Here is a 13,026-nt window from a genome sequence, read left to right on the forward strand (position 1 = left end):
AGGCGATATCCGGAATGCGTGGTGGGCGAGCTGCTAGGCCGGTTCGGTGCGGAGGTTGCGGCGCGCGACCTCGCGCGCATAGAACTGCTCGCGGGAGAACTGCTCGACCTTGTCCATGTCGCGCAGAATGCCGCGCAACTCGGTCGCGAACGCTGCGCGTCGCTCGTCCAGATCGGCGGCCGGTGTCAGCAGATTCTGGTCGGCGACCACCTGACGCGCCGTCGCGAACAACAGGGCGGACACCGACTCGTTGCTCTGCACCCGATGCTGCGCGCTGTATTGATTGCCGAGACCCAGCGCTTGCTTGGTCAACGCCTTCTCGTCGATGTCGGGGGGCGATTCACGCAACACATCCGCCACGATCTCGTACGCCTCGAAGAACGGTCGCAGCATCGCACCGGCGATGAGCGGACGTTTGGCGCGCAGCACGCTGTCGACGTCTCCCGACGCGACGTGCGACTCCCAGTCCTGGTGCCAGGACATCTCTTCGGCGACATGCTCGCGGAAGGCTGCCGAGTCGGCGAAGTAGAAATCGAACTTCAACAGAGCGCGGAGCCGCATCGCCTGGCTCCAAAACGCTTCCAAGCGGTCACCTTCGGCGCGCCCCGAGTACGCCAGCGCCAGGTCGACGATCGACGTCTCGAGGAACGCGTCGATGAGCGTGTTGCGGTAGAACGCCGCCTCGTGCTCGTCCTCGGGCGCAATCCGCCACACCGGCTCGCGGCCACCGTCGACGCACGTGACCGGATGACCGTTGGACAGCGCGTCGAGCGCGGCGCGCACCCCGTCGGCAGTGCGCAACCGTAACGCGCTGTTGGTCATCGGAGTTTGCTTGCGCTCCAAGTAATCCAGCGCATCCTGCAAGGTGTGGTGCAGTTGATCGAGTGTCAGGGCGACACCGCGGGTGGTCAGCAGCAGCGCCGACACCAGCGCGGTCGCATTGACCGGCGTTGCCCGCAGGATCCGCCACGACACCTCGAAGGCCATCTTCTGCATGGCCAGGCGTTTGGCGGCCTCGTCGGTGGCCATCGGACCGTGTGGGGCACCGAGGTATTCGCGCATCGACACCGCCGCGGGAAAGCGGACGTAGATCTTGCCGTAGTTGCGTTCACCCTGCGCCTTGATGAAGTTGTACATCCAGGACAAACCCTCGGGCGTCTTCTCGCCTCCTCGCGCATATGCGGCGTATTCGGCGGTTTCGTGCAGTTGGTCGAAGCTGATCGATACCGGCTGCAGCAGGATGTCGTCGCTGCGGCCGTCGAGGTACGCATCAGCGACGTAGGCGAGCAGACCGAGTTTGGGCGGCAACATCTTTCCGGTGCGTGAGCGGGTGCCCTCGATAGACCAGCTGAGGTTGAAGCGTTTCTCGACGATGTAGCCGACGAACTGCCGCAGCACGTATTTGTAGAGCGGGTCGTCGAGCTTGCGGCGCAGGAAGATCACGCCCGAGTGACGCATCAGCGGACCCATGAACCCGAAGGACAGGTTGATGCCCGCGAAGGTGTGCACCGGTGGCAATCGGTTCTCCTGCATGGCCACCGGGACGATCACACCGTCGAGATAAGACCTGTGGGAGAACAGCAGCACCGCGGGATGGTTCTCCAGGCTGTCGCGCATCGCCTCGACCTCGGCGCGGTCGTAGTCGACGTTGGGATCGAACCCGCGGCTGAAGATGGCGCGGCCCAGCGACGGGATCAGGTCGACCGAAAAGCGGCTCCAGCCGGTGGAGAGCTCATCGAGCATCTCCCCCGCCTTTTCGACCGTCGCATCCGGGATCTGTTCCAGGCCTTCGCGAAACCGCGATGAGGCCAGGATCTCTGGCTTCATCAGGCGCGGGGACTTGTATTCCGGTCCCAGCAGGCGCAGCTCGACACGCTCGATCGCCAACGCCGCGCGACGCATCACGAATCGCGCGAACTCCCGAGAGTTCTCGGCGACCGTGGTGTCGGCCCACTGCTGCCGAAGCTCCGAAACCTTGGCGGGCTCGCCGGCGACCACCCGCGCGCGAGACGGATCCTTGCGCAGGATGCGGCGCTGCAGAAGCTCTGGCGGCCGGTAGGTGTCGCGACCCGACAGCAGCGACACCACCTTCGAACGGGTCGGTAGTCCGCCCGGCACCCAGAACACCCGCACGGGGACAACGGACCGATCCTCGTCGGCCTCCAGCTCGGCGACGAGCTGAGCGAGCACGCCGGGAGGCGGATCGTCGTCGGGCAGCCGCAACACGTCCACCTTGGCGTCGGGATGCTCGCGGCGCTGCTGTTCCAGCCAGTCGTTGAGCAGTTCCTGCTCGGCCGGCGACGACACCGATGCCAGCACGAGTGAGTCGTCGGTAGCGGTGAACGGTGCCATCTGGTCCGCGGTGGGTTTCACGACCGGCCCTTCGGCGCAGCCCTTTTCGTCGCCGTCTTCTTGGCGGGGGTTTTCTTCGCCGCAGCCTTCTTGGCCGTCGATTTGGCGGCCGCTTTGGTGGCCGCCTTCTTGGCGGGAACCTTCTTTGCCGCAGACTTCTGCGCCTTCTTGTCCGGAGCCGCGCGGCGGTACAGCTCTGGAGTGGGCAGCTCGTCCCGCGGCCAGTCCCTCAGCGTGTCGAGGTAGAGTTCGCGTACCTCGGCGATGCGTTCGGACAAGTTGTCATGAGTCCAATCGTCTACGGGGATCGGCGGATACACGACGACGTCGACGATGCCGGGATTGAACGTGCTCGAATCGCGGGCGGCGATCACTTCGGCGTTACGAATCACGATGGGCACGATGGGGATTCCCGCCGACATCGCAATACGGAACGGGCCCTTCTTGAACGGGCCGACCTCGGTGGTGTCCAGCCGGGTGCCTTCGGGCGCGATGAGGATCGAGAGCCCCTTGCGCGCGAGCTCCTCGACCTTCTTCAGTCCCTCGATCGCCTTCTGCGGATCGTCACGGTCGATGAACGCCGCGTCCATGATCCTGCCCATCGTGCCGACGATCGGGTCCTTCTCGAGTTCCTTCTTTCCGACCGACGTGAAGTTGGATTCGACGAGTCTCCCGGCGATCAGCGGGTCGGCCTGGTTTCGGTGGTTGAAGATGAACACCGCAGGCCGTTCGGCCGTCAGGTTCTCCTTGCCGAGCACATTGAGATCGACACCGATGGTCGTGAGAAGCGTCCGGCCGAACGTCGACGTGAAGAAGTTGACGCCGGTGCGCCGGTTGCGGGTTAGCAGGCCGAGTCCGATAGCGCCCGCGGCGATCGGCATCATCGTCGCGATGCCCGCGGCGGTGCGCAGCTGTGACACCGGGCTGCTGCCACTGCGGCTGCTGAATCTCAGTACCGGCCAGCCACGTTTGGCGGCGACCGCCGCGAGCTTGCCCGCCGGGTTGGTGGGCCGCGGATTGCCGACCAGATACATCAGCGCGACGTCCTCGTCACCGTCGGCGTAGAAATAGCTTTTCGCCAGATCGACGTCGTTCTCGGAGGCGAACGCCTGCACCGCCCTGGCCTTGCCCGGACCCCAGATGATCGGCCTGAGCACCTCTCCGGTCAGCAGACCGTCCTCGTCGGTCTCGAACTTGTTGCTCAACACGTTCTTGATGCCGAGGAACCGCGCGACCGGCTCGACCTGCACCGTCAACGCCGACGAACTGAGCACCACGGTGTGGCCGCGGGCCATGTGTGCGCGGACGAGCTCACGCATCTCGGGATAGATGCGGCCGACGATCTTCTGGACAAACAGACGCTCGGCCAGCTCGTCGATGTCATCGAGGGAGTTGCCACGCAGCATTCGGGCGCCCTTGCCGATGAGGTCCTCGAATTCGGAGCGACCGAGTTGGTGATTGAGCCCGGCCTGCACCATGCCGATGAACTCCCCGACCGACATCTGGCGGCGCCGCAGCCGGTCCTGCGTCATGACCACACCGGTGAAGCCGGCGACCAGCGTGCCGTCGAGATCGAAGAACGCGCCGACCTCAGGTCCGGCCGGGCTCGCCTCGATTTCGGCGACGGAACCGGGCAGTCGCATGGTCCTGCCGATGGCCGGCGCGCCTTGGCCGTTTCCCGAAGTCATTGCAGCGCACTTCCGTTCGGTGAGATTTGGGCAGTTTCGGGCGGCTCCGCGGAGAACGACGCCGGCTCTGCGCGGCCGTCGCCACCCAGAGCCAGGATTTCGTCGAATCCCGACAACAGGCAGCGTGCCCACAGGTCCGGGTCGTTGATCGCGGCGCGATCGTAGCGTGTGGTGATGGTGCAATACCCCGCCCGAGAGATCAGCACCACCATCATCGCCACACCGGGCAGCGGACCAATTCCGTACTGTCGCAGGATTTTTGCCCCGGCGATGAAGGTGTCGCCCGCGTAAACGGGCACGTTGCTGGCTTGCACGTCGGAGTTGACGATCGAACCCGCCATCGATTCGAGCACCGAGTCAGGCAGCAGGCTGATCACCGGGGCGATGGCACCGACCATGTCGATCGCCCGCTCTTCGCGCTTGCTCGTCATCTGTGAACGGATGTTCTTGATTCGCACCTCGGGGTCCTGCAGCCCGATTGGCGCAGCGAGATTGACCCCTGCGAACCGGTTTCCACCGGCGGGGTCGGCCTCGGATCGAAGGTTGACCGGCACCGCCATCGGCAAGGCATCGATGGGAACACCTTTGGCCTCATGGTAGAGCCGCAGCGCGCCACACAAACCCGCAAGGTACGCGTCGTTGATCGAGCCACCCGCCGCCTTGGCCGCGCGATGCAGGTCGCCGAACTTGATGTCGATGGCCTCGCTGCGCGACGACAGGCTGCGCCGGCGCAGCACCGGCGACGGCTCGGCGACCGGGCCCATCACGCGGACACCGGACATCGCGTAGCCGACGACGCTGCCCATGCGCGAGACCGGGTCGCGAATCGCTTCGGTAACCACATGAGCGGTGCCGGCGACGACGCCGCGCACGCGGCCGGCGATCGTGCCGGGGAGGCGCCGGACCCCTTGCCGCATCAAGTCGTTGGGTGAGAGGTCTTGCGGAATCGGCAACGGAGGGATTGCTCGCGGCGCGGGCTCGCGCTCGAGGTCGTAGATGTTGGCGAACATCTCGACGGCGCCAACACCGTCGGTGATGGCGTGGCTCAGATGCATCATGATCGCAGCACCGCCGCCTTCGAGCCCCCCGATCAGCGTCGCGGTCCACAATGGCCGGGAGATGTCGAGCGGCGACTGCGCGGCGACGTCGGCGAGGTCGAGCACCTGGCGCAGGGTGCCCGGCTCGGCGATCCGGATTCGGCGGACGTGGAAGTCGAGGTTGAAATCGGGATCGATGACCCACCGCGGCGCCACCGTCGGCAGCGTGGGCGTGACGACCTTCTGCCGTAGCCGCAGCACCTTGCGTGAGGCGTTGTCGAACCGTCGCCGGAACTGCTCCCAGTCCGGCTCGGCATCCAGGATCTCCACGGTCATGATCCCCGACCGGGTGCGCGGGTTGGCTTCACCGCGATGCAGGATCTGATCGAACGCGCTCAGTTCCTCCGGGAGTCCGTCGGCGTCGAGGTCCGGCACATCGCTCATTGCCCGTCGCTCCCCTTCCCATAGGCCCATTCGGTGGTCACCACGCTAGTCCGCTGCGCGGGAGTGCGACGGGCCTTTAGTGGCTGTCGCGACGCGTCAGCGGACTCGGCAGCTTACGGAAGGCTGCAGCGTCCAGAACTCCCGCCTTTTGGCCGTTCCTGCTGGGCGCTATCCGGAGCGTGACCGATGCGCCATACGCATCGGGCGGGATGTAGTAACACTCGTCGGTCTCCGGGCAGTAGATGCACACCGTATCGATTGCGCTTTTATCCATCCGTGTCGTGTGCGTCCCGTTGCGGTCCGCCCACATGGATCGGAACGTGACGGTGACGGCGCCTGTGCGCGCCGATCGATACTTCACTTGTAGACGGTTGAATTCTCCCGCTGCGTACGCGACGAGGTCGAACGGCGCATGCTCCGTCGCCGGGAACAAGACCGTGAATCCCTGACTCACCAAATCGGCATGGGCTTTGGCGATGCCCAAATCACCCTTGTCTTTCGTGTGGTGCGCCATCGTTTTAGAGTAATCGATGACCCATCAATCGGTTTGCGGGAGTTCGGCTAAGGTAGGTGCGCTGCCTTCGTAGCTCACCGACAGAGTGACCCAATACCCGGTTTCGCCCTGCTCGGGAGGCGTATGTGAAAGGAGAACGACGGCCACATGTAGGTGTCGTTGCGATACGTCGGTAGTTTCTGGGTCGCGTGTCGTATCACTTGCCCCCGTGGCGCAACGGATAGCGCAGCGGATTTCTACTCCGTAGGTTGCAGGTTCGAATCCTGCCGGGGGCGCAAAATGAGGAGCGCTCGCCACACGCGACACCGCGCCTGAACACCGCATAGCTCGCTCGTTGCGACGCGCAAGTCCCGCTGAATGAGATTGCGGGTTGTCCCGTGTTCACCTTCCGTTCACCGTGAGCTGTCCACACCAACGGCGGGAGGAATTGCTCAATGAACGGTGCGTCTGAAGGCGCCATCCAGGCGGGTTCACGAATACGAGCGACGTCGCCAGGGCGTCAGCGCAGAAGGGCGATGTACCGGATCCTCGGCGTCGTTGTAGCCGCGATCGCCATGCTCATTGGCGCGGCGGTTCCCGCCTCGGCGGCCGAGACGATGCGGGTGACGTTCGTCCGCCACGGTCAATCCGAGGGCAATGCCTCCGGACTGATCGACACGTCGACCCCGGGCCCGGTGCTCACCCCGTTGGGTCAGCAGCAGGCTGAAGATGTGGTCGACCTACTCGGCGACAACAACTACGACGCCATCTACGCATCCACGATGGTGCGGACCCAGCTCACCGCGGCCCCGATGTCGCAGTACCTGGGCCTGCCGGTGCAGGTGCTGCCCGGCCTTCAGGAGATCGAGGCCGGTGTCTTCGAGGGCACCCCGGAGGCCAACGCCTCGCGGGGGTACGGGCTGTATCCCATCGGGTGGGCACTGCCCGGCGTCATCCCCCAGATCCCAGTGGATCGTTTCAACAAGGGCACCGTCATGCCCGGTACGGATGGACTCAACGGGTATGTGTTCGACGCCAGGGTCGACGGTGCGCTGCAGACGATGTACGACAACGGTGACCGCAACGCGATCGTGTACTCGCACGGCGGCGCCATCATGTTCTGGACGATGATGAACGTGAACAACCTGACCCCGATCCAGAAGCTACAGCTGCTGCAGACGGCTGCGTTGGGCAACACCGACTACGTCGTCATCGAAGGCAACAACGAAGACGGCTGGACGTTGGTCGACTGGAACGGGCAGCGGTTCAGCCCTGAACCCACACTCAGCGCCGAAATCGCGCTTCAGCAGCGCACCTTGACGCGTCAGCTGACCGCGACTTTCGATGAGGTCGCCGACGCGTTCGCCACGCGGGACGTCAGGACGATCCTCACCGCGGTCAATCGCGGCGCCGCGGACACGCAGTTCTCGTTCGCCAAGTTCAGCCGCGCCGTCACCGCCAAAATCACCAACGAGATCAGCAAGCTGACGTCGCAACCCGCCGAGTCCGGTGACACCGAAAACACCCCGGCACCGCACAGCCAGGTCGCCTCGGTCACAGCGACGACCGACAACTCGGCGACGGCGGAATCCACCGACATCGCCGGGCGCGTTTCCGCTGCCACGAGCTCGTTCGGCGCCAAGCCACGCAGCTCCACCAAGAAGTCACAGGCGGTCGACGCTGACGAGGCGAGCGAAGGTGCCGAGTCCGTACCGGCGCGCACCACGAGGCCTACTCGGGCCGGCGATCGTGGTCCGATCACGGCCGACGATGTCCGCGACTTCGTCTCGAGGTTTACTCCGAAACGTGCCACTGACAAGAAGGACAGCACCACCTCGGAAACGGTCGGCACCACCGGCACCGCAGGCAGCACCGGTCCCAGTCCCAGTGACAGTGACAGTGACAGTGACAGTGACGGCGGAGGTTCGCAAAGCAACGCGGCGTAAATGAGTGCAGTCGGCCCCTTGCCCCTGCAAGGGGCCGACTGTTTTTCTGCCACCTACAGTGAACTGACTCAACCGCGACACGGGAGGGCCCTTGGTCGGTCCTGCGAACAGTGCGTCTGACGCGCCGGCGTCGATGGTGGCGCGGGTCGCGTTGATCATCAACTCGTTCGACCGCGCCGGAAAGCAGCTACGCCTCGACGACGTGGCCTCCCACACCGGCCTGCCGCGTTCGTCGACTCACCGCATCCTCAATCAACTTCACGCGACAGGGTTGCTCACCCGCGGGCCGGACGGTTATTGCCTTGCTGCGTCGTCTCTCTCGGCGAATCGCGCCGTCGATCACTCCGAGTTGCGCGGCATAGCGTCGCCGGTGCTCAGACGTCTTGCCGCCGACACATCCCTCGTCGTACATCTCGGCGTGCTGCTGGGAGCGGACATCGTCTATCTCGACAAGGTCGGTGGCAGCAGCGATGTCGCGATTCCGACACGCGTCGCGGGCCGCACCCCCGCCCACGCCAGCGCGCTGGGCAAGGCGATGCTGGCCATGCAGCCCGCCGAGGACGTCGACGCGATCCTGGCCGATCCGCTCCCCAAGCGCACCCCGGCGACCATCGCCGACCTGGCCACGCTGCACCGGGAGCTGGCACTGATCCGATCCCGGCACGGACTCGCCTACGACGACCAGGAACTGGCCGTGGGTCTGTCGAGCGTCGCAGCACCCATCCGAATGGCCGACGGCGAGGTGGCCGGTCTCTCCCTCACCGGCCCGATGCCCGCCCGCTGGCTCAACCGGATGGCGCCGTTCCTCACGCGCGCTGCAAGAGGCATATCGGAGCACATCGGCAGGGCGATACCCGCAACGCGGAACGACACCGATTCCACGACCGTCACCGACGACATGATGTCGCGGGTGCTACGCACCCTGTCGTCCGACGACTGGGTGTGACCCGCGCTACCAGATGAGGTCATCCACGTTGAGACCCATCGCGAACCGACCGGCCACAGAAAGTACCTGTTCCACATTGCTCGACACGTGGCGTTGCGCGGTTTGCACATCACGCCAGATTCGTTCCAGCAGAGCGTGATCAGCGTGGGGACCCGGATTGTGCACGACCGTGCGGATCGCCGCGACCGCCCGCTCGCACGCCATCACCTGGTCCCGACGCGCGCGAAGCACCAATTCCGCATCCGGATATCCGCCGGCGCGAACGCGGTCCATCAGATCGGCAAGATTGCGTCTGATCTGAAGCATCGACAGTTCAATGTCCGCGCGGGCCATCGCGATCGGATCCAGCGGTGTCGAAGAGTCCGGCGCCCGCTCTGCCAGCACTCGTTGCGCCGCCCCGAGCAGCGGAATGGTTCCGGCCAGGGTGTACAACGTCGGCTGCGGCAACCGGTCCAGCAGCTTCGTCGCAGCGTTCGGATCGAAGTTCAGCCAGCTGAACGCGCGATGCTCTGGCACGAATACGCCGGACATGACGACGTCGTCCGCACCAATCCCCCTCAGTCCCAACCCATTCCAGGTGGGCTCGATCACGTAGTCAGCCTGCGGCACCAGCACTGCCATGAAGTCCTGGGCGGCGCCGTCAGGCCCCACGCGCAGCGCCGCGGCGCTCAACCACGCCGCATGGCGCGCGCCGGTGCATCGGGCCCATCGACCGGATAGTAGGAACCCGCCGTCGACGGACTCCAACCGTCCGGTCGGGGCGTAGGACGAGCACAGCAGCGTGCGCGGGTCGTCACCCCAGATGTCCTGCTGCACCCTTTCGTTGCGCACCGACAGCCCCCAGCTGTTCATCGCCAGCCATCCGGCGAGCCAGCCGGTCGACATGCACGCCGAGGAGAGTTCATGCGTGGCGGTCAGATAGTCGTCGGGGTCGCCCTCGCTCTCAAAACCCTGCGGTCGCAGCAGCGCGAAGTAGCCGGTGTCCTGAAGGCGCGCGATCATTTCGGGGTCGACCGCGCGCCGCCGGTCCACATCTGGCGCGGCCGCGGCGATCTCGGGAATCAACTCTCGAACCGAATCGAGCACCGACGGCGTCGTAGTCTGCTTCACAGCTGCCTTTTTCGTGCCACGATTTCTCAATACCAGTTCGGCGCCCGCGTGGAGGTGAGTATGGCCGAGCAGACGACCGTGCCGCGCGTCGTCCGCGTCATTCTCGGCAAGCTGGCCAGCGAATCCGAAGGGGTCACGACTGAATCACTTGTCGGGCTGCACGGTTCGATAGCCGGCCACGCGATGCGCCCGGCGCGGCATGGCGGGTCGGAATTGGGTGCCGACGAGTTCGTTTCGCAGATCTGCGAACTCGCGTCTCTCGACGGATCGCTCGGGTGGCTCGCGGCGATGTTCCATGCGGCCACCCGCCAAATCGCGACTCTCCCAGAGGCTGTTGTCCACGCGGTATGGGGTTCGGATCCGGAAGCGGTGGCTACCATCGCTTATCGCGGCTCGGGTGCCGTCGGGCCCGATCAGCGGCTGGTCGGCCGGTGGGAATCGGTCGTCGGCGCCCAATATGCCGACTGGCTGCTGCTGCCCACGGAGAACGCCCGCCGCGTCCTCGTGCCGCGTGCCGCCGCACGGATCGAACCGCATCGCGAGGGTTTCACCGTCGCAGGCGTCTGCGACGTGACGATCGCCGGTCACGTCGTCGACGACAGCCACGCCTTTCCAAGTGACCACCGTGCCGCGGCAATCGCCATGGCCGGTGCGGCCGCAGCAGTGACAGGGGCGGCCGAGGGCGTCTGGCGCCACCACGTCGAACAGATGCGGGCTCGGCTTGCTACGTCCTACAGCGGCGGCGAACTGGCCAACGCCGCCCCTGCGCAAGTGGCCCGGGCCGCATCCGACATCGACGCGACCAGGCTCCAGATCGTCGACGCGTTGCGGCGTCCGGAGGCCGAAGCGGCCGACGCCCGGGCCTATCGGCAAGCGGTGGCCAGGGCGAGGTCCGCCGCCGACCACATCCTTGGCAACAGTCGCCATGCGCTCGACATGACCGATCCGGTTACCCGCCTGTGGCGGGACGTGCATATGGGGTGCCGACTGTCCGCCGCTGTGCTCGACGAAGCAGTGGGCGCCTGATCGGCAAAATCACGGACATCCCGAGTGCCGAGAAGTGGCGATCTCGCGTACCATTCCGGTGGGCAACAGGTTTGCTGCGAAATGCTTACAAGGGGCGGATCAATGGCGAAGTCTGACGGAAAGCGCACGCTCAAGGTCGCGATCGGCGCTGTCGCGGTGGGAGTCGCTACCAGCGTCGGCGCCGTTGCGGTCACGCAACCCGCCTCCATCTCCGCGTCCCTTGTCGACCTGGCCGCACTCATCGTGGTCGGGAGCTCGACAAATCCGACCGGAGAGGGCGTCGAGAACTTCTTCGGCGGCAAGTTCCGCGACCCGATGTACACCGGGGCCGACGGCACGGACATCGTCCGTGTGAACTTCCGTGAGGGCCCCGCCGGCATCAGGGCTGCGCTGGACGAGAACGCGGGCGAGCAGAACGCCGTCCTCGCCTCGGGCTGGGGTGCGGCGAACGCGAGTCTGCTGTTGCTGAGGGACGATCCGGCCTACGCGGACACCGTCTTCATTCTGGACAACGACGTCGCTCGTCCCGACGGCGGCTTCGGCACCCGGTATCCGTGGTTCGCCCTCATCGGGGTCAACCCCATTCCCACCCCCAGCGAGGTTCCGGCCCAGGCGGCAGTGAACGTCGGCTACCAGTACGACTACAACTCGAATGCCCCTTCCTACGTGCTGAACCCGTTCTCGGCGGTCAATTCGCTGGCGGCGTACCTGAACACGCGCCTGAATCAGGCGGAGATCGATCTGCCGGTCAATGCCGACGGCACACCGTCGGTCACGTGCAACGCCAACACGTGCGCGATCACCGAAAGCGGCGCCGTGCTGGACTGCCCCGACGCGCGATGCAGCTCGCCGAGCGACCGAATCACGGCCTACATCACGACGCGGGACAACACCACGTATGTCACCTATACGACGGACGAGCTGCCGCTGACCAAGCTGATTCGCACCTACTTCGGTGACTACATCGCCGATGTCCTCAATCCAGTTCTGGAGTTGGCCGTCGACTTCGGTTACTACGGCGGCAACCCGATTCCGAGCGATCCCAGCGCCTATCGACCCGGGGCGTTCCTGCCGTCGAGCGCTGACATCGTGACCGCCTTGGCGAAGCTTCCCGGCGTGATCGAGCGCACGGTCGCCGCGGCGCTCGGTCCGCTGCGGCAGGAAAATCCGCCGTCTATGAACAGGATTGAGCCGACCACCGACACGGCCGAGCCATTTGCGGCGGAAGACAAGCCTCCGATCGCCGAGCAACTCGAGCAGGCCGCCGAGGCGACCGCGGTGCCGGATTATCTGAAACCGCAGAAGCCGAAACTGACCAACAAGCCCCTGCTGAACGTCGTTCGGGACGGACTCAAGGTCAAGCCCGGCACCCTCGGAGAGGGCTCGGAAAGCCCTGTCGGCGCCGTGCCAGACAAACCGAAGGACGGCGAGAACGTCGAACAGCCGACAGATCCGTCGCCGACCGAGCCAGCCGGCGGGAACGGCGCCGGCGACGGCACCGAACCCGGCGGATCCACCGACGCGAACAACGGTGGCGCCGCGGCGGCGTGACGGGTGCTGTCGTCGCGAGATCTGCCTCGGCCTGGCGACGCTGTGGATACACTCCACGACGTGAAGACGAAGGTCGCGACGGCAGCGGGCGCCGCACTGATGGCGCTGGGACTGGCCGTCCCTGCGGACGCCGCTCCACCGAGCTACGGCAGCAACGGCGTCTTCAACGTCACCACCAATCCGCGCGACGGATGGGCGACGGCGTTCATCCCGCCGGGCCACTACCGCGTCAATCAGGCCCCGAGCATGTTTCCGTATCAAAGTGCGCCCGGGTTCTGGTACCGCTGCCACAACTTCCCGTGCAGCCCCAGCTTTCCGGGCAACGTCATCGCTTCCGGCCCCGCCCAGCGCGACGCCGCGACGTTCGTCGACATCCTGCCCACCGATGTCGCGGTGGCGCTACACAACGTCACGTTGACGATCGCCTGACTCA

General features: G+C 65.7%; 10 protein-coding genes and 1 tRNA gene. 6 read left to right on the plus strand and 5 right to left on the minus strand.

The window, feature by feature from the left end:
• Positions 1–33: 33 nt before the first annotated feature.
• The 4 genes from G6N42_RS12200 to G6N42_RS12215 form a co-directional block, all read right to left on the minus strand.
• Complete coding sequence (locus G6N42_RS12200) at positions 34–2,373, minus strand: glycerol-3-phosphate 1-O-acyltransferase (protein WP_163729825.1); 2,340 nt, start codon at positions 2,371–2,373, stop codon at positions 34–36.
• A complete protein-coding gene (locus G6N42_RS12205; RefSeq protein ID WP_163729826.1) occupies positions 2,370–4,040 on the minus strand; it encodes an HAD-IB family hydrolase/lysophospholipid acyltransferase family protein in 1,671 nt (556 codons plus the stop codon). The genes G6N42_RS12200 and G6N42_RS12205 overlap by 4 nt, the downstream gene beginning before the upstream one ends.
• A complete protein-coding gene (locus tag G6N42_RS12210) occupies positions 4,037–5,521 on the minus strand; it encodes a wax ester/triacylglycerol synthase family O-acyltransferase (RefSeq protein WP_163729827.1) in 1,485 nt (494 codons plus the stop codon). Before G6N42_RS12210 ends, G6N42_RS12205 begins: the two co-directional genes overlap by 4 nt.
• A 76-nt stretch (positions 5,522–5,597) precedes the next feature.
• Positions 5,598–6,035, minus strand: a complete 438-nt coding sequence (locus G6N42_RS12215) for a group I intron-associated PD-(D/E)XK endonuclease (RefSeq protein WP_163729828.1) — start codon at positions 6,033–6,035, stop codon at positions 5,598–5,600.
• 202 nt (positions 6,036–6,237) lie between these two features.
• Here G6N42_RS12215 and G6N42_RS12220 point away from each other — a divergent pair.
• From G6N42_RS12220 to G6N42_RS12230, 3 genes are all read left to right on the plus strand, one after another.
• Positions 6,238–6,310 (plus strand) — tRNA-Arg (locus G6N42_RS12220).
• 159 nt (positions 6,311–6,469) lie between these two features.
• The gene (locus tag G6N42_RS12225) at positions 6,470–7,960 is read left to right on the plus strand and encodes a histidine phosphatase family protein (protein WP_232076126.1); all 1,491 of its coding nucleotides are present in this window, start codon (positions 6,470–6,472) and stop codon (positions 7,958–7,960) included.
• Positions 7,961–8,051: 91 nt separating this feature from the next.
• Complete coding sequence (locus G6N42_RS12230; protein WP_163729829.1) at positions 8,052–8,906, plus strand: IclR family transcriptional regulator; 855 nt, start codon at positions 8,052–8,054, stop codon at positions 8,904–8,906.
• A 6-nt stretch (positions 8,907–8,912) separates the two neighbouring features.
• Here the strand turns inward: G6N42_RS12230 and G6N42_RS12235 are convergent, their stop codons facing one another.
• Positions 8,913–10,016 carry an acyl-CoA dehydrogenase family protein gene (locus tag G6N42_RS12235; protein WP_163729830.1) on the minus strand — a complete coding sequence of 368 codons (1,104 nt, stop codon included), beginning with the start codon at positions 10,014–10,016 and terminating at the stop codon, positions 8,913–8,915.
• A gap of 60 nt (positions 10,017–10,076) precedes the next feature.
• Between G6N42_RS12235 and G6N42_RS12240 the strand changes: the two genes are divergently transcribed.
• From G6N42_RS12240 to G6N42_RS12250, 3 genes are all read left to right on the plus strand, one after another.
• Entirely contained in the window at positions 10,077–11,042 is a 966-nt protein-coding gene (locus tag G6N42_RS12240; protein ID WP_163729831.1) for an acyl-CoA dehydrogenase family protein, read from the plus strand.
• A gap of 102 nt (positions 11,043–11,144) precedes the next feature.
• The gene (locus G6N42_RS12245) at positions 11,145–12,593 is read left to right on the plus strand and encodes a PE-PPE domain-containing protein (RefSeq protein WP_163729832.1); all 1,449 of its coding nucleotides are present in this window, start codon (positions 11,145–11,147) and stop codon (positions 12,591–12,593) included.
• A 99-nt stretch (positions 12,594–12,692) separates the two neighbouring features.
• Entirely contained in the window at positions 12,693–13,022 is a 330-nt protein-coding gene (locus tag G6N42_RS12250; RefSeq protein ID WP_163737400.1) for a hypothetical protein, read from the plus strand.
• The last annotated feature ends 4 nt before the right edge of the window (positions 13,023–13,026 follow it).

This window comes from Mycobacterium gallinarum, assembly GCF_010726765.1.
GTDB lineage: Bacteria > Actinomycetota > Actinomycetes > Mycobacteriales > Mycobacteriaceae > Mycobacterium > Mycobacterium gallinarum.

Bases quoted from the DNA above. Each gene is read 5' to 3' on its own strand.
- G6N42_RS12205 (WP_163729826.1), bottom strand. From the start codon at position 4,040: ATGACTTCGGGAAACGGCCAAGGCGCGCCGGCCATCGGCAGGACCATG.
- G6N42_RS12215 (WP_163729828.1), bottom strand. From the start codon at position 6,035: ATGGCGCACCACACGAAAGACAAGGGTGATTTGGGCATCGCCAAAGCC.
- G6N42_RS12240 (WP_163729831.1), top strand. From the start codon at position 10,077: ATGGCCGAGCAGACGACCGTGCCGCGCGTCGTCCGCGTCATTCTCGGC.
- G6N42_RS12245 (WP_163729832.1), top strand. From the start codon at position 11,145: ATGGCGAAGTCTGACGGAAAGCGCACGCTCAAGGTCGCGATCGGCGCT.
- G6N42_RS12210 (WP_163729827.1), bottom strand. From the start codon at position 5,521: ATGAGCGATGTGCCGGACCTCGACGCCGACGGACTCCCGGAGGAACTG.
- G6N42_RS12225 (WP_232076126.1), top strand. From the start codon at position 6,470: ATGAACGGTGCGTCTGAAGGCGCCATCCAGGCGGGTTCACGAATACGA.
- G6N42_RS12250 (WP_163737400.1), top strand. From the start codon at position 12,693: ATGGCGCTGGGACTGGCCGTCCCTGCGGACGCCGCTCCACCGAGCTAC.